This is a genomic window from Mesorhizobium sp. WSM1343 (assembly GCF_055901535.1).
On record NZ_CM148370.1, the window covers coordinates 2,938,340 to 2,953,077 of the forward strand.

18 protein-coding genes are annotated in these 14,738 nt (G+C 65.1%); 11 read left to right on the forward strand and 7 right to left on the reverse strand.

Translation table 11 applies throughout. The features are described 5' to 3' along the window. Positions 1-7: 7 nt before the first annotated feature. From AC0NIL_RS14140 to arsK, 9 genes are all read left to right on the forward strand, one after another. A complete protein-coding gene (locus tag AC0NIL_RS14140) occupies positions 8-1,441 on the forward strand; it encodes an aldehyde dehydrogenase family protein (RefSeq protein ID WP_473572210.1) in 1,434 nt (477 codons plus the stop codon). A gap of 143 nt (positions 1,442-1,584) precedes the next feature. Continuing rightward, a complete protein-coding gene (locus AC0NIL_RS14145) occupies positions 1,585-2,007 on the forward strand; it encodes an antitoxin Xre/MbcA/ParS toxin-binding domain-containing protein (RefSeq protein WP_473572209.1) in 423 nt (140 codons plus the stop codon). After that, entirely contained in the window at positions 2,001-2,702 is a 702-nt protein-coding gene (locus AC0NIL_RS14150; protein ID WP_473572207.1) for an RES family NAD+ phosphorylase, read from the forward strand. The genes AC0NIL_RS14145 and AC0NIL_RS14150 overlap by 7 nt, the downstream gene beginning before the upstream one ends. Before the next feature lie 70 nt (positions 2,703-2,772). Then, complete coding sequence (locus tag AC0NIL_RS14155; RefSeq protein WP_013530549.1) at positions 2,773-3,105, forward strand: ArsR/SmtB family transcription factor; 333 nt, start codon at positions 2,773-2,775, stop codon at positions 3,103-3,105. Between the two features lie 47 nt (positions 3,106-3,152). Then, positions 3,153-4,262 (forward strand): ACR3 family arsenite efflux transporter, encoded by a 1,110-nt coding sequence (gene arsB, locus AC0NIL_RS14160; protein WP_473572205.1) that lies wholly within the window; start codon positions 3,153-3,155, stop codon positions 4,260-4,262. Further along, positions 4,259-4,681 (forward strand): arsenate reductase (glutaredoxin), encoded by a 423-nt coding sequence (gene arsC / locus AC0NIL_RS14165; RefSeq protein ID WP_063172667.1) that lies wholly within the window; start codon positions 4,259-4,261, stop codon positions 4,679-4,681. Before arsB ends, arsC begins: the two co-directional genes overlap by 4 nt. Positions 4,682-4,744: 63 nt before the next feature. After that, the gene (locus AC0NIL_RS14170) at positions 4,745-5,065 is read left to right on the forward strand and encodes an ArsR/SmtB family transcription factor (RefSeq protein ID WP_013530552.1); all 321 of its coding nucleotides are present in this window, start codon (positions 4,745-4,747) and stop codon (positions 5,063-5,065) included. Positions 5,066-5,109: 44 nt separating this feature from the next. Further along, positions 5,110-6,531, forward strand: a complete 1,422-nt coding sequence (locus tag AC0NIL_RS14175) for an NAD(P)-binding domain-containing protein (protein WP_474048720.1) — start codon at positions 5,110-5,112, stop codon at positions 6,529-6,531. Further along, positions 6,524-7,768 carry an arsenite efflux MFS transporter ArsK gene (gene arsK, locus AC0NIL_RS14180; protein WP_473572203.1) on the forward strand — a complete coding sequence of 415 codons (1,245 nt, stop codon included), beginning with the start codon at positions 6,524-6,526 and terminating at the stop codon, positions 7,766-7,768. Before AC0NIL_RS14175 ends, arsK begins: the two co-directional genes overlap by 8 nt. A gap of 10 nt (positions 7,769-7,778) precedes the next feature. Here the strand turns inward: arsK and AC0NIL_RS14185 are convergent, their stop codons facing one another. The 7 genes from AC0NIL_RS14185 to AC0NIL_RS14215 form a co-directional block, all read right to left on the reverse strand. Then, positions 7,779-8,537 (reverse strand): amino acid ABC transporter ATP-binding protein, encoded by a 759-nt coding sequence (locus AC0NIL_RS14185; protein WP_081714189.1) that lies wholly within the window; start codon positions 8,535-8,537, stop codon positions 7,779-7,781. A gap of 26 nt (positions 8,538-8,563) precedes the next feature. Beyond that, the gene (locus AC0NIL_RS14190; RefSeq protein ID WP_127368920.1) at positions 8,564-9,238 is read right to left on the reverse strand and encodes an amino acid ABC transporter permease; all 675 of its coding nucleotides are present in this window, start codon (positions 9,236-9,238) and stop codon (positions 8,564-8,566) included. Further along, positions 9,235-9,906: an amino acid ABC transporter permease gene (locus AC0NIL_RS14195; RefSeq protein ID WP_013530557.1), complete on the reverse strand. Its 672-nt coding sequence runs from the start codon at positions 9,904-9,906 to the stop codon at positions 9,235-9,237. Before AC0NIL_RS14195 ends, AC0NIL_RS14190 begins: the two co-directional genes overlap by 4 nt. A 105-nt stretch (positions 9,907-10,011) precedes the next feature. Further along, entirely contained in the window at positions 10,012-10,818 is an 807-nt protein-coding gene (locus AC0NIL_RS14200) for an ABC transporter substrate-binding protein (RefSeq protein ID WP_013530558.1), read from the reverse strand. 110 nt (positions 10,819-10,928) lie between these two features. Continuing rightward, the gene (locus tag AC0NIL_RS14205; RefSeq protein ID WP_275952555.1) at positions 10,929-12,092 is read right to left on the reverse strand and encodes a saccharopine dehydrogenase family protein; all 1,164 of its coding nucleotides are present in this window, start codon (positions 12,090-12,092) and stop codon (positions 10,929-10,931) included. Beyond that, positions 12,089-12,589, reverse strand: coding sequence for an Lrp/AsnC family transcriptional regulator (locus AC0NIL_RS14210; RefSeq protein WP_024501775.1), 501 nt, complete (start codon positions 12,587-12,589; stop codon positions 12,089-12,091). Before AC0NIL_RS14210 ends, AC0NIL_RS14205 begins: the two co-directional genes overlap by 4 nt. A gap of 131 nt (positions 12,590-12,720) precedes the next feature. Then, positions 12,721-13,593 carry a LysR substrate-binding domain-containing protein gene (locus AC0NIL_RS14215; protein ID WP_275952556.1) on the reverse strand — a complete coding sequence of 291 codons (873 nt, stop codon included), beginning with the start codon at positions 13,591-13,593 and terminating at the stop codon, positions 12,721-12,723. Between the two features lie 137 nt (positions 13,594-13,730). On the opposite strand from AC0NIL_RS14215, the gene AC0NIL_RS14220 reads away from it, so the two are divergent. Together AC0NIL_RS14220 and AC0NIL_RS14225 are read left to right on the forward strand one after the other, a co-directional pair. Beyond that, the gene (locus tag AC0NIL_RS14220; RefSeq protein WP_275952557.1) at positions 13,731-13,937 is read left to right on the forward strand and encodes a hypothetical protein; all 207 of its coding nucleotides are present in this window, start codon (positions 13,731-13,733) and stop codon (positions 13,935-13,937) included. A gap of 21 nt (positions 13,938-13,958) precedes the next feature. Continuing rightward, positions 13,959-14,708: a sulfite exporter TauE/SafE family protein gene (locus AC0NIL_RS14225; RefSeq protein WP_473572199.1), complete on the forward strand. Its 750-nt coding sequence runs from the start codon at positions 13,959-13,961 to the stop codon at positions 14,706-14,708. The last annotated feature ends 30 nt before the right edge of the window (positions 14,709-14,738 follow it).

Here is a 14,738-nt window from a genome sequence, read left to right on the forward strand (position 1 = left end):
GAAAACCATGTCACACAATCTGCAGTTCTACATCGATGGCGCGTGGGTCGATCCTGTTGTGCCCAACACATTGGACGTCATCGATCCCTCGAATGAGGACGCTTTTGCGCAGATTTCGCTCGGCTCAAAGGCCGATGTCGACAAGGCGGTGGCTGCCGCCAAGCGCGCCTTCAACAGCTTTGGTTTCACCGAAGTTAGCGAGCGGCTCGACCTGTTGAATCGCATCATCGCGGTCTACAAGAAGCGCAGTGGCGATCTTGCGGTTGCCGTGTCGCGCGAGATGGGCGCGCCGCGCCAGATGGCGTTGGACAGCCAGGTCGGCATTGGGCTGGCGCATCTGACCAAAATGGCCGAGACGCTGAAGGCTTTCGAATTCCGCCACGTGAAGGGCAATCATCTCGTGGTCAAGGAGCCGATCGGTGTCGTCGGGCTGATCACGCCGTGGAACTGGCCGCTCAACCAGATCACCTGCAAGGTGGGTCCGGCGCTCGCCGCCGGCTGCACCATGGTGCTCAAGCCATCCGAGATCGCGCCGCTCGACGCCATCATCTTCGCCGAGATCCTCGACGAGGCCGGCGTGCCGAAGGGCGTCTTCAACCTCGTCAATGGCGACGGACCGGGCGTCGGCCAGGCGTTGTCCAGCCATCCTGACATCGACATGATGTCGTTCACCGGTTCGACCCGCGCCGGCATCCTGGTGGCCAAGGCCGCCGCCGACACGGTCAAGCGCGTGCATCAGGAGCTTGGTGGCAAGTCGGCCAACATTCTGTTCCCCGACGTCGACCTCGCAAGCGCGGTCAGCAAGGGCGTGGCCGGTTGCTTCAGCAACAGCGGCCAGTCCTGCAACGCGCCAACGCGCATGTTCGTGCCGCGCGAGCGCCATGACGAGGCGGCCGGCTATGCCAAGGTTGCGGCGGAAAAATTCACCGTCGGTTCGGCCGACGCTGCCGGCACCAAGCTCGGCCCGGTCGTCAGCCAGGTTCAGTTCGACAAGATCCAGGACCTGATCCAGGCCGGCATCGACGAGGGTGCGACGTTGGTCGCCGGCGGCCCCGGCCGTCCGGCCGAACTCAACCGCGGCTACTATGTCAGGCCGACAGTGTTCGCCGACGTTACCCACGACATGCGCATCGCGCGCGAGGAGATCTTTGGGCCGGTACTGGCGATCATGCCCTATGACAGCGTCGACGAGGTGGTCGAGACCGCCAACGACACCGTCTATGGCCTCGCCTCCTACATCCAGGCCAAGGACATGAAGAAGGCGCGCGAAGTCGCGGCGCGCATGCGCACCGGCAATGTCTACATCAACTATCCCCAGTGGGACGCCGGCCTGCCGTTCGGCGGCTACAAGCAGTCGGGCAATGGCCGCGAATATGCCGAATACGGACTTGAGGATTTCCTCGAGATCAAGGGCATCGCGGGATATGAGGCGGCTGAGTAGGCACCGTACAGTGTGATGCAATAAAGGGCGCGGCCTGCGGTGTGGCCGCGCCTTTTCATTTTGCAGCCAAGCCTTGCCATCTCCGCATTCTTGCCAATTGGCAAATACATGCTATATATCTGCCAATCAGCAAGGTGAACGCAATGCAGCTTCAATCCATCGTCACCACGCCGGCCACGTTCGGAGCCGCTATCTCGGATGAAGAAGCGGGCGCGCTGGCGCGCACCACGGTCAATCTGTTCAAGGCCTGGAACCTCACCGACCTGGAGGCCTGCATCCTGCTTGGCGGTATGTCGGCGCGCACCTGGGCACGCTGGAAGACTGGGGCGAAGGAAGGTGGCATCGGCAGGATCGACCGCGACCTGCGCACCCGCATGGCGCATCTGATGGGCATACACAAGAGCCTGCGCTACCTCTTCACGGAACCGGCGCGCGGCTATGCCTGGATCCGCAAGCCCAATGCCACCTTTGGCGGCCAGTCGGCGCTCGACCTGATGCTGCGCGGCGAAATCTCCGATCTCTCGGCGATGCGCGAATGGCTCGATGCGGAGCGTGGTGCATGGTGAGTGGGCTTGCGGTCCGTCGCCGCGTCGACTGGCACCAGACCTTCCGCATCATCCGTTCCATCCACCCACCGATCGACCTGTTCGAAGACATTGCCGACCCGCGCGACTGGGAGGCGCTGGCCGCCGTCGAGGCGAAGACCAACCCGCGCGTACGGTTCGAGATCGGCGACCTCGGCAAGGTGGCTGCCGCAAGGCGGGTTTCCGGCCCCGGCGCCAGCTTCGTGATGGCGCCCTTCGTGCATTGCTCGACGCTCAGACCAGGCCGCTTCTCGGATGGCAGCTACGGGATCTATTATGCCGGCGACAGCGAGGACGTCGCGCTTGCCGAGACCATCCACCACCATCAGAAATTCATGCGCGCCACAGACGAAGGGCCGGGCTGGACGGCGGATTTCCGCGTGCTGATCGGCAACGTCGACCGCGATCTCGATGACGTCAACGCCGTGCCCGGCGTGCTCGACCCGGACGACTATTCCGCCTCGCAGGCGGAAGGGCGGGCGCTGCGGGCAGCAGGCAGCGACGGGCTGGTGTGGAACAGCGTGCGCATGCCGGGCGGTGGCTGCATCGGCATCTTCTGGCCCGACGTCATTGCCGTTCCAGTGCAGGGCCGCCACTACAGCTACCACTGGGATGGTGCCCGGGTGGACTTCGTGCGCCAGCACGATACGGGAAAGGTGCTTGCCGTCACATCATAGCGGCGGACACCCTTTACAGATCGCGGGGGAGTCGATATTCACGAATCCATAAATCCAAGGATTCGGATATATGAATAGGAAGGGCACTTTGAACGCGCTGGCCGCACTTGGCCAGGAGACGCGGCTGGATGTCTTCCGGCTGCTCGTGCGTGCCGGTCCGGAAGGCATTCCAGCCGGCGAGATCGCAACGAGGCTGGACACGGTCCAGAACACCATGTCGGCGCATCTGAAGGTGCTCGCCCATGCCGGGCTGATCCGTCCCGAACGCGACGGAAGGACCGTGCGCTATGTCGCCGACATGACCGGCTTGCGCGACCTGCTGGCCTATCTGATGGAAGATTGCTGCAATGGCGCGCCGGAGCTCTGCCGCCCGGTCATCAATGCCGTGACCTGTGACTGCTGAGGGGCTTGTGACTGTCCGCCGCGCGCCGTTCGAACAAGGAAGCCATCATGACCGATCATGCTCTGAACGCAGCTGAGGCGGTGCGGCCCGGCATCGGCTTCGTCGAGAAATATCTGACGGTGTGGGTGGCACTGTGCATCGTCGCGGGCATCGCGCTTGGCCATCTGCTGCCGGGCGTGTTCGGCGCCATCGCGTCGGCGGAGATCGCCGGGGTCAACATTCCTGTCGCCGTGCTGATCTGGCTGATGATCGTGCCGATGCTCTTGCGCGTCGATTTCGCCTCGCTGGCCAAGGTCGGCACCTATTGGCGCGGCATCGGCGTGACGCTGTTCATCAACTGGGCGGTGAAGCCGTTCTCGATGGCGCTGCTGGGCTGGCTGTTCATCGGCTGGTTGTTCCGGCCGTGGCTGCCCGCCGTGCAGATCGATTCCTACATTGCCGGGCTGATCATCCTTGCCGCGGCACCGTGCACGGCGATGGTGTTCGTCTGGTCGAACCTGACGCGCGGCGAGCCGAATTTCACGCTGTCGCAGGTGGCGCTCAACGACGCGATCATGATCGTTGCTTTCGCGCCAATCGTCGGCCTGCTGCTCGGCCTGTCGGCGATCACCGTGCCATGGGGCACGCTGATGCTGTCGGTCGCACTCTACATCGTCGCGCCGGTGATCGTCGCGCAGTTGGTTCGTGGCCGGCTGCTGGCAGCGAGGGGACAGGCCGGGCTTGAGGCCCTGCTTGCCACGCTGCAGCCTCTGTCGCTGGTTGCCTTGCTGGCGACGCTGGTGCTGCTGTTCGGCTTCCAGGGCGAGCAGATCATTGCGCAGCCGTTGGTGATCGTGCTGCTGGCAGTGCCGATCCTGATCCAGGTCTACTTCAACTCCGGTCTTGCCTATCTGCTCAACCGCCTCAGCGGCGAACGGCACTGCGTGGCTGGACCATCGGCGCTGATCGGCGCGTCGAACTTCTTCGAGCTGGCGGTGGCCGCCGCGATCGCGCTGTTCGGGCTGAATTCTGGCGCGGCCCTTGCCACTGTGGTCGGGGTGCTCATCGAGGTTCCGGTCATGCTGTCGGTGGTGTGGATCGTGAACCGCAGCAAGGGCTGGTACGAGATGAGCGGCGCCGTCCGGAATACCATGTCGGCTGAGAGGACCTCGAAATGACCATCACCATCTACCACAATCCCGATTGCGGCACGTCGCGCAACACGTTGGCCATGATCCGCCAGTCGGGCGAGGAGCCGGAGGTGATCGAATATCTGAAGACGCCGCCATCGCGCGAAAGGTTGGTCGACCTGATCGCGGCGATGGGCATCACACCGCGCGCCCTGCTGCGCGAGAAGGGCACACCCTATGCCGAACTCGGCCTTGCCGACCCGAAATGGTCCGACCAGCAGATCCTCGATTTCATGCTGGCACATCCGATCCTGATCAACCGGCCGATCGTCGTCAGTCCGCTCGGCGTCGTGCTGGCGCGGCCGTCGGAAAAGGTGCTGGACATTCTGCCCAATCCGGACATCGGCACGTTCACCAAGGAGGATGGCGAGGTGGTCATTTACGCCTCGGGCAAGCGCGCCGGCTGATGCTATTTCCATAATTTTTGAAATTGGGTTGACGGCGCGAAAAGTGCCGCGTAGCTTATTTCCATGAAACTCGAAAAAGCAGCCGCGCAGCTTGAAGCGCTCGGCAATCCGACGCGGCTTCAGCTCTATCGCATCCTGGTGCGGGCCGGTGATGACGGGCTTGCCGTCGGCAGCGTCCAGGGCAGGCTCGACATTCCGTCCTCCACGCTGTCGCATCACCTCAAACGGCTGGTCGATACCGGGCTTGTCACGCAGGAACGGCAAGCGACGACGCTGATCTGCCGCGCCAACTATCCCGGCATGAATGCGCTGATCGGCTATCTCGCCGACGAGTGCTGCGCGGATGCTGTCTGCGCGCCCGCCGTCGGCAAAGCACTGGCCTGATTTTTTTGCGCTTATAATTCGAACATACCGGAAGGATCGAATCTATGGACATGATGGCAAACCTTCCCGTCGCGGTAATTGGCGCCGGCCCGGTCGGCCTTGCCGCCGCGGCGCATCTGGTCGAGCGCGGCATCCGTCCGCTCATCCTGGAGCGCGGCGAAAGTGTTGGGGCCGCACTGCTCGAATGGGGCCATGTGCGGGTGTTCTCGCCTTGGGAATACAACATCGACGCGGCGGCGCGGGCGCTGCTCGACCGCTCCGGCTGGACGGCGCCGGACAGCCAGGGCCTGCCGACCGGCGGCGAGATCGTGCGCGACTATCTGGCGCCGCTTGGCCGGCTTCCGGCGATCGCCGCCAATCTGAAGCTCGGCGCCGAGGTCACCGCGATCACCCGTCAGGGGCACGACAAGGTCGCCAATGAAGGCCGCAAGGACGCGCCCTTCGTCATCCGCCACCGCGATGGCGGCGGTGAGCACCGCTTTCTCGCACGCGCCGTCATCGACGCATCCGGAACATGGTGGCGGCCAAACCCGATCGGCATCGACGGGCTGCCGGTTGCCGGCGAAGGCGCGGCGTCGGCGCGCATCGCCTATGGCATTCCCGACGTGGTCGGCAAGGCGAGAGAAGATTATGCGGGCAAGCGCGTCCTGGTCATCGGCGGCGGCCACTCGGCCATCAACGTCGCCCTGGCGCTGATGGAACTGCAGGATGGCGCGCCTGGCACCGAGATCTTCTGGGCGCTGCGGCACGCCAGCATCGAGAGATTGCTCGGCGGCGGGCTGAACGACCAGTTGCCGGAACGTGGTGCGCTCGGGCTGGCCGCCAGGCAGGCGATGGCGGACGGCAGGCTGAACATGCTGACGGGCTTCGCCGTCGACCGCATCGAGACGCAAGGCGAGAAGCTTGCCGTCGACGCCCACCTCGCCGGCAAGCCGTTCAGCATGGCCGTGGACCGCATCGTCGTCACCACCGGCTTCAGGCCAGACCTGTCGTTCCTCGGCGAAATCCGCATCGCGCTCGATCCCGTCGTCGAAGCGCCGCCGGCACTGGCGCCGCTGATCGATCCGAACTTCCACTCATGCGGCACGGTTCCCGCGCATGGCATTGCGGAACTCGCGCATCCCGAACCCGGTTTCACCATCGTCGGCTCGAAATCCTACGGCCGTGCCCCGACTTTCCTGATGGCGACCGGCTACGAGCAGGTCCGCTCGGTGGTGGCCGATATTGCCGGAGACCATGCCGCGGCCCGCGAGGTGCGGCTGGTGCTGCCGGAGACCGGCGTGTGCAGCGCCGTCGGTGTCGCGACGGTATCGGAAAGCGCCGGCTGCTGTGGCGGGCCTGCTCCCGCCGCTGTCGATGCCTGCTGCGTCAGGGATGCGGCCGCCAAGACAACGGGCGCGTCGGGTTGCGGCTGCGCAACCGATGCCGAGCCGAGAAGAGCCGTATCGGCCGGCATCGATGCCTGACCGATCCGTCCTGCGCAAGGCAATCTGGGCGCTTGGGCTGACCCAGATCATCGGCTACGGCACGCTCTATTACAGCTTCTCGATCCTGGCGCCGGCAATGGCACGCGAGTTCGGGCTCACGGAAGGCTGGGTATTCGCAGCCCTGTCGGCCTCGCTGTTTGCCGGCAGCCTGTTCGCGCCGACTGCCGGGCGGTGGGCCGACCGCTTCGGCGCCGGCCGCATCATGACCGTCGGCTCGGTCGCGGCGGCTGTGGCGCTGGCGCTGTGCGCCGTCGCACCCGGCCGCGTGAGCTTCGTTCTGGGATTGCTGGCGATGGAACTGGCCTCCAGCTTCGTCCTCTACAGCGCTGCCTTCGTGGCGATCGTGCAGGTCGGGGTTCCCCGGCCGCAACGCAGCATCACCCATCTGACGCTGATCGCCGGGTTTGCCTCTACCCTGTTCTGGCCGCTGACCTCGGCGCTGCATGCGCATCTCACATGGCGCGAGGTCTACCTTTTGTTCGCCGCTCTCAATCTCGGCCTATGCCTGCCGATCCACGCCTGGCTGATGCGCCTGTCGCGTCGCCACGCAACGGTCACGCCGCATGAGCGCGGTTCCGCCCCCGATGAAGCGGGAATGCCGCTCGATGCGCGGCGCGGCCGGGCCGCATTCCTGCTGATGCTGGCGGGGTTCGCCACCGAGGGCTTTGTGCTGTCGGCGATCCTCATCCACATGGTGCCGCTGACGGCGGCCCTTGGGCTCGGCACCGCAGGCCTCTTCGTCTCGACCCTGTTCGGGCCGGCGCAGGTCGCCAGCCGGTTGATCAACATGCTGTTTGGCGGGCGGCTGCAGCAGACGCACCTTGCCGTCATTGCCGCGTCACTGCTCACGGCCGGGCTGTGTGCGCTGTTGCTGACCACGCCATGGCTGCCCGGCGCCTTCGTGTTCGTGTTCCTGTTCGGCCTCGGCTCCGGCCTCACCAGCATCGTCGGCGGCACCTTGCCGCTCGAACTCTTCGGCCGCGAAGGCTATGGCGCGCGGCTGGGATGGGCGAGCGCCGCCCGTCAGTTCACCTCGGCCTTTGCGCCGTTCGCGCTCGCCTTCATGATGGCGCGGACATCGGTCGCCAATTCCCTGTGGGTGCTGGTGGTCGTCGCCGCGAGCGGCGTCATCGCCTTCCTCGCCATCGCGCTGCTCAGGCGGCGCGGCGGCCCGGCAGCGTTTGCGATTGGCGGCAGCGCGGAAGAGGCGACCTGACCGCCCGCCTTTAGTGCCGCAGAATCTTGCTCAGGAAAGCGCGGCTGCGGTCGGTCTTGGGGTGTGAGAAGAACTCGTCGGGCGTGCCGCTTTCGACGATGGCGCCGGCGTCCATGAACACCACGCGCTGGGCGACCTTGCGGGCAAAGCCCATCTCGTGCGTCACCACCATCATGGTCATGCCTTCCTCGGCGACCGCCACCATGACGTCGAGCACTTCGGAAATCATCTCGGGATCAAGCGCCGAGGTCGGCTCGTCGAACAGCATGATCTTGGGCCGCATGCCGAGGCAACGCGCGATCGCCACGCGCTGCTGCTGGCCGCCGGAGAGCTGTGCTGGATAGGCATTGACCTTGTCGGCGAGGCCTACCTTGGCCAGCAATTCGCGGCCTGCTTTTTCAGCCTCGGCGCGCGGGATCTTGCGGACATGGATTGGGGCGAGCGTGACGTTTTCGAGTGCCGTCTTATGCGGGTAGAGGTTGAACGACTGGAAGACGAAGCCGATCTCGGTGCGCAGCTGGGTCATGTTGGTGGCGGGGTCGCCCAGGCGCTGGCCGTCGACGACGAGATCGCCGTCCTTGATCGCCTCCAGGCCGTTGACGCAGCGGATCAGAGTGCTTTTGCCCGAGCCGCTCGGGCCGCAGACGACGACCACTTCGCGCGGTTCGACGCTGAGCGTGATGTCCTTGAGCACGTTGAGCGAGCCGAACCACTTGTTGACGCCGCGAAAGTCGATCATGCCGGTTTTGGCAAGGCCCGTTTTGGTCATGTTTTCTGGACCTTTGGGGTTGGAAGTCACAACTGCACCTCGCCATGCGCCGCGCCCATGCGCTGCTCCAGCCGGCGGGCCAGCATGATCAGCGGATAGCAGACGATGAAATAGCCGGCGCCGACAAGGAAGAAGACCAGCAGGCCGTTGGGCACACGCTGCACCACCAGCCAGCCGACGCGGGTGAGGTCGGTGAGGCCGATGGCCGAGACGACGGAAGAATCCTTGATCAGCAGCACATATTGCCCGACCAGCGGCGGCAGCACGATGCGCATCGCCTGCGGCAGCACCACCTGGCGCATGCGCTGCCAGCGCGACAGGCCGGACGCCAGTGCCGCCTCGACCTGGCCTGTCGGCACCGAGCGGATGCCGGCGACGACGATCTCGCAGATGAAGCAGGCAGCCAGATTGGTCAGCGCGATGATGCCGGCGGTGAAGGCGTCGAGCTCGATGCCGAACTCCGGCAGGATGAAGAAGATCAGGAAGATCTGCACCAGGAACGGCGTGCCGCGGATCAGGTCGACCCAGGCGCCGATCAAGCCCGAGATCAGCCGGTTGCCGCCGGTGCGCAGGATGCCGAGGCCGAAGCCGAGCAGCGTGCCGAGCACCAGGCTGATCAGCGACAGCAACACGGTCATGCCGAGGCCGCGCAGGGCCAGTGGATAGGAGCCGGCGAGGCTTTGCAGTTGTTGCCAGATCATGTCCGCGCCCCCGCTGTGCCGAGCCAGCGGCTGGAGAGCCCAGCCAGTCCTTTCAGGCCGTAATAGAGCAGCAGATAGAAGGCGGCGATGGTGAGGAAACCTTCCGCCGGCATGAAGCGGTCGGAGGCGAGCAATTGACCGGCGCGCGTCAGTTCGGAAACCGAGATCAGCGACAAAAGGGCGGAATCCTTGACCAGCACGATCGCTTGGCCGAGCAGCGGCGGGATCGTCACCTTGAAGGCTTGCGGCAGGACGACAAGGCGCATGCGCTGGACATAGGTCATGCCCGAAGCGACGCTGGCCTCGACCTGGCCGCGCGGGATCGACAGGATGCCGGCGCGAATGATTTCAGCGATATAGGCGCCGCTGTTCAGCGACAGCGCGAGGATGCCGACGACGAGTTCCGGCAGAACGAAGCCGAGCCGGGGCAGGCCGAAATAAAGAAAATAGAGCTGCGCCAGCAAGGGCGTGGCACGCACCGCATCGATATAGGCCTTGGCTGGGGCGCGAAACAGCCAGCCGCGCTGCAGATTCATGGCGCACAGCACGATGCCGACGATAAGCGCGCCGACAAAGGACAGCGCCGACAGCCAAACGGTCGTGACCAGGCCCTGTCCGAACAACGGCAGGTATTCGACGATGGTGCGGAAACTGAAATTTTCGAGCATCGTTGGGTGAAATCCCCAGAGCGCAGGCAACGACAGATGAAACGAAATTCCGGGCGGCTTCGCGGCGTTTAAGATGCGCGCGAAACCGCCTGGATTTATCGCTGCTTAGTGATCCTTCTTCCAGGCGTCGGAATTGACCCAGTAGTCGAGGTTCTTCTGCAGGCGGCCGTCGATAGTGACCTGGTTGAGGAACAGGTTCATCCAGATCAACAGGTCCGGCTCATCATAGCGGGTGGCGAAGGCAAGCGGCTCCTTCGACAGAAGGTCCGGCATGATGGTGAAGGTGCCGGCCGGATAGGCGGTCGACTGGCCTTTGACCGCCGAGACGTCGTTGACGCCGCAATCGGCCTGGCCGTTGTTGACGGCGTCGAGCAGCAGCGGACCGCCACCCTTGTAGCTCTTGATGTCGGCATCGGGGAAGGCGTTCTTGGCTTCCTTCTCGCCGGTGGCGCCGAGCAGCACGGCGATCTTGGTGCCCTTGGCCTTGCAGTCCTCGGTGGTCTTGAACTTGCTGTCGGCCTTGGTGAAGACGGTGCTGCCCGTGTACATGTAAGGCGTGGTGAACGCGACCTTCATGCCGCGCGCCAGCGTCGGTGTCATGTCGGCGACCAGCAGGTCGGCCTTGCCCGACAGCAGCGCCGGGATCAAACCATCCCAGTCGAAGTCGAGGAAGGTGATTTTCACACCCATTTCCTTGGCCATCAGTTCGGCCAGTTCGACCGAACTGCCGGTGCGTTCGCCATTGGCGCCGACCAGCGAGAAGGGCGGTCCCTGGGTCTGCACGGCGACGCGCAATTCGCCGCGCTTGGTGATGTCGTCGAGCGTACCCGCACTGGCCGCAGCGGTGAGCCCGGCGAGCGCAAGCCCGGCGATGAAAAGTCTTCCGGCGATGAAAAGTCTGGCAATCTTCATTTCGGTATTCCTCCCTGTTGTCGTTAATGTGTGCCCGCGGTTCTCCTTGGGCTCCTTTTTGAGCGGCAGCGCCGTTGCCGGCGGCAGCCACCGTTCGAAAATCTTTCGCCTCAGTCCCGTGCCACCGTCTCGGAAACCGTGATGCCACGCCTGGCCAATTCATCGAAGAACCTGATGTCGGGCACATCCAGCAGCGGGTTCAAAAAGCCGGGTCTGGTGATCTCGCCCCTCGCCAGCATCTGCGCCACGATGCTGGCGGGATAGCCGACGCCGAGGCTCATGCCGAACAGGCCGGAAACGAGATCGCGTTCGATGATCAGGTCCGACGTCACCGTCTTGGCGCGGCCGCCTTCGAGGCCGGAAAAGACATTGCGCATCACGCAAAGATCCTTTTCGCCGGGGCCGTATTGCAATTGCGGGCCGAGCAGCCGGCCAAGGAATTCGCGCGGGCTGTTGGAGGTGCCGGGCACCTTGTCCTCAGAGAGGAAACCGAGTTCCTTCAACGGCGCCCAGAAGGCCGACCATCCCGGCCAGCGCAGTGTGTAGCGGCCGGAGCGGCGCAGCCCTTTTGCGGCGTCCAGCATCTCGACATAGTGCAGCGCGTCGCCATTGGGGAAGGCTTCGAGCCTGCCGAGACCGGCAACCTCGATTTCATGGATGAACGGATTGTCGTGCTGCTGGCCGGCAGGCACCGCGACACGGTTCCCGTCCTCGATCATCACGCTGTCGCGGTTCTGGCTGACCAGGACCATGTCGAAATTCCAGCTCACCTTGTAGCACAGCGGCTTGGCCATCGCCTTCGGCTCGGGGATGCCGCCGCAATAGGAATCGATCGAAGAGATCGAGTCGAACTGCCTGGCGGCGCGCGCGTAGAGCACGAGGTCGATGCCGGGGTCGAGCCCGCATTCGGTCATGATCGAGACACCGGCCTGTTCGGCGGCCGGCGCCAGGTCGGCGATCGACTTGGCGTAATTGGTGGTGACCAGCGGCGTGCGCGTGGCGATCGCGGCCTGCACCGCCTCGCGCATCAGCGGCTGCGGCAACAGGTCGATGACGGCGTCGACATCATCAAGCACAGTGGCCAGCGCCTGGCCGATCGCGCCCTCAGGCACGACGAAGCGCACGCGGGCAAGATCGGTCAGGCCGGCAAGCCGGGCAGGGCCGTCCGGCGCGGTGTCGACGCAGACAATTTCCTCGACGCCGTCGCTGGCGACGAGGTCGGCGATTGCCGCCCGGCCTTGCAGGCCGAGGCCGCCGAGAACCGCGATCTTCATGCCGGCTCCTTGCGGTCGTCCGACCAGCAGCCTTCCGGCAGGCTGACCCATTTGTTGCAGGACGCCATCACGACGAATGTCTCGCTGCGCACGACTTCGCCTGGCTCGCCGGCGCCGGGGATCAGTTCGCTGGTGACGCGGTAGAGATCGGCGACGTCACCGGCCACCGTCACGTCGACGATGATATCGAAGCGCCCGGTGACCACCGAAGCCGAGTTGACGAAGGGCAGTTCGGCAATGCGCTGCGCCAGTTCGCGGGCCCGGCCGCGCCCTTGGGCATTGATGCCGACAATGGCGGAGATCAGCTCGGGGCGCTCGGTCAGGTTCAGCAGCCCGACGATCTTGAGCAGGTTGCGGTCGAGCAGGTTGCGCAGCCGCGAGCGCACCGTCGGCACCGAAATCGCCAATATCTCGGCGATCCGGTTGATGCCCGGCTGGGCGTCCTGCGACAGCTGTTTGACCAGCCGCCGATCGGTCAGATCGAGATGTTCCCGCAAAGTCCCCGTCTTTCACAAAAGGAAAAAAGTTTGGCGATTTTTTTGCCAATGTGCAAACAAGCTACGTCACGAACATTTGAAAAGCAAGGCAATGATTCAGCGCTGATGAGGATAGGTGCTCGCTGTCCGGCTCACGCCAGCGCTGTCGCGAGCAATTTTGCCTGCGGTGTCAACTCGTCGAAGCGGCGGGCGCAGAGGTTGAGCTGGCGCGTTGCCCAATCATCGGTCAGCCGCAGTGTGCGTAGCGTCCGCGCCGAGCGGCGGGCGGCACTTTCCGGCACGATGGCGATGCCGGCACCTTGCGCGACCAGCCGGCAGACATTGTCGAGGCCGGGAACGTGGATGCGGATATGCAGATGGCCGCCAAGGCGGGCCGCCTGGCGGGCGATGTGCTCCTGCAGCGCATGGCCGGTGCTGAGGCCGACGAAAGATTCGCCGAGAAGCTCAGTGAGGTTGACGGTGCGGCCTTCAAGGCCGGGCCGGTTTCGCGCGGCGATCACCACCAGCCGGTCTATGAAGAACGGTTTCTGCTCGAGGTGCGCAAGGCCGGCCCAGGTGGCGGCGATGCCGAGATCGGCCGCACCACTGGCCACGGCTTGCGCGATCTCATGGCTGGGGCGCTCGTCGAGCTCGATGTCGATGCCGGGGTGCGCGACAAGGAAGGCGGGCAGGATCTCGCGCAGCAACTCGGCTGTGGCGGCGGTGTTGGCCATCAGCCGGACGCGGGCGCGCAGGCCGGTGGCATAGGCGGCGAGGTCGCCGGCCATCGCCTCGATCTGGTTCTGCACCGCGCGCGCATGATGCAGCAGCGCCTGTCCGGCCGCCGTCGGCACCACCCCACGGCGCCGGCGCTCCAGCAGCGGCGCGCCGAGCCGCTCCTCCATGCCCTTGATGCGGGCGCTGGCCGACGCCAGGGCCAGTCCGGCAAGCTCGGCGCCATGGGTGATGCTGCCGCGTTCGGCGACCAGCAGGAACAGGCGGAGATCGACCAGATCGAAGCGCATTCTCTTGCTCCTGCGAATATTCAGCGCCGGGAAGGCGGTCGGCCAACCAGCCTTCGTCGTGGCCGAAGGCTGGCAGCGCAACTTCCACATTGTGATCGGCCAGGATTTTCGTCAAACAGTTTCGAAGGAGAATTGCGATGAACGAACGAACATCAGGGCGGCTCGGCATTCTTGAAAGCACGGCGATCGTGCTGGCCATTGCCGTGGCCGGCCTTGCCATGGCGCGAGCGGGATCAGGCGTGCGGGGATGCGCGGCGACGGTCGTATCCACCGGCCGCGATGCGGCGCCGGCAAAGGCCGCCAGCCCGGATGCCGACGCAACCGATATGCTGCTGCATGACTGATCCGGCCCTGAAGATACGATCATGCTGAGCGCCGGCATCCTCGCCTGGATCGGCGCCGTGTTCCTCGCCGCCGGCTTCGTCAAGGGTGTCGTCGGCATGGGGCTGCCGACCGTGGCGATGGGCCTGCTGGCGGTAACGATGCCGCCAGCACAGGCCGCGGCACTGCTGCTGATCCCGTCGCTGGTTACCAACCTCTGGCAATTGCTGACCGGCCCGTCCTTCGGCCGGCTGTGCAAGCGGCTGTGGACGATGATGGCCGGCGTGATGCTCGGCACCGTTGCCGGCGCCGGCCTGCTGACCGGCACACACTCTGGCGTTGCCTCGGCCGGGCTCGGTGCGGCGCTGGTGCTTTACGCCATTCTCGGCCTGCTCAAGCTTGGCTTCACCACGCCGGCGCGCCGCGAAGCCTTGATGTCACCGCTGGTCGGGGTGGCGACCGGGCTGGTCACCGGCGCCACCGGCGTCTTCGTCATCCCGGCGGTGCCCTATCTGCAGTCGCTGCGGCTGGAGAAAGAAGACCTGATCCAGGCGCTCGGCCTGTCCTTCACCGTGTCGACGGCGGCTCTTGCCTTCGGGTTGTTCAGGACCGGCGCCCTGGCGTCGCCGAGTGCGCAACTGGTGGGGTCGGTCGCAGCCCTTGTGCCGGCGCTGGCCGGCATGTTCGCCGGCCAGGCGCTGCGCCAGAAGATGAGCGTCGAGACCTTCCGCAAAGTGTTCTTCGCGGGGTTGCTGGCGCTTGGGGTCTATCTCGTGGGGGAGTTGGTGTTCTAGGCGCCGGACTTCCCCAGAGCACTGGCAGGA

What these genes read in the sequence shown, in the direction of transcription:
- AC0NIL_RS14140 (WP_473572210.1), top strand. Translation starts at nt 8, where the DNA reads ATGTCACACAATCTGCAGTTCTACATCGATGGCGCGTGGGTCGATCCT.
- AC0NIL_RS14145 (WP_473572209.1), top strand. Translation starts at nt 1,585, where the DNA reads ATGCAGCTTCAATCCATCGTCACCACGCCGGCCACGTTCGGAGCCGCT.
- AC0NIL_RS14150 (WP_473572207.1), top strand. Translation starts at nt 2,001, where the DNA reads ATGGTGAGTGGGCTTGCGGTCCGTCGCCGCGTCGACTGGCACCAGACC.
- AC0NIL_RS14155 (WP_013530549.1), top strand. Translation starts at nt 2,773, where the DNA reads ATGAATAGGAAGGGCACTTTGAACGCGCTGGCCGCACTTGGCCAGGAG.
- arsB (WP_473572205.1), top strand. Translation starts at nt 3,153, where the DNA reads ATGACCGATCATGCTCTGAACGCAGCTGAGGCGGTGCGGCCCGGCATC.
- arsC (WP_063172667.1), top strand. Translation starts at nt 4,259, where the DNA reads ATGACCATCACCATCTACCACAATCCCGATTGCGGCACGTCGCGCAAC.
- AC0NIL_RS14170 (WP_013530552.1), top strand. Translation starts at nt 4,745, where the DNA reads ATGAAACTCGAAAAAGCAGCCGCGCAGCTTGAAGCGCTCGGCAATCCG.
- AC0NIL_RS14175 (WP_474048720.1), top strand. Translation starts at nt 5,110, where the DNA reads ATGGACATGATGGCAAACCTTCCCGTCGCGGTAATTGGCGCCGGCCCG.
- arsK (WP_473572203.1), top strand. Translation starts at nt 6,524, where the DNA reads ATGCCTGACCGATCCGTCCTGCGCAAGGCAATCTGGGCGCTTGGGCTG.
- AC0NIL_RS14185 (WP_081714189.1), bottom strand. Translation starts at nt 8,537, where the DNA reads ATGACCAAAACGGGCCTTGCCAAAACCGGCATGATCGACTTTCGCGGC.
- AC0NIL_RS14190 (WP_127368920.1), bottom strand. Translation starts at nt 9,238, where the DNA reads ATGATCTGGCAACAACTGCAAAGCCTCGCCGGCTCCTATCCACTGGCC.
- AC0NIL_RS14195 (WP_013530557.1), bottom strand. Translation starts at nt 9,906, where the DNA reads ATGCTCGAAAATTTCAGTTTCCGCACCATCGTCGAATACCTGCCGTTG.
- AC0NIL_RS14200 (WP_013530558.1), bottom strand. Translation starts at nt 10,818, where the DNA reads ATGAAGATTGCCAGACTTTTCATCGCCGGAAGACTTTTCATCGCCGGG.
- AC0NIL_RS14205 (WP_275952555.1), bottom strand. Translation starts at nt 12,092, where the DNA reads ATGAAGATCGCGGTTCTCGGCGGCCTCGGCCTGCAAGGCCGGGCGGCA.
- AC0NIL_RS14215 (WP_275952556.1), bottom strand. Translation starts at nt 13,593, where the DNA reads ATGCGCTTCGATCTGGTCGATCTCCGCCTGTTCCTGCTGGTCGCCGAA.
- AC0NIL_RS14220 (WP_275952557.1), top strand. Translation starts at nt 13,731, where the DNA reads ATGAACGAACGAACATCAGGGCGGCTCGGCATTCTTGAAAGCACGGCG.
- AC0NIL_RS14225 (WP_473572199.1), top strand. Translation starts at nt 13,959, where the DNA reads ATGCTGAGCGCCGGCATCCTCGCCTGGATCGGCGCCGTGTTCCTCGCC.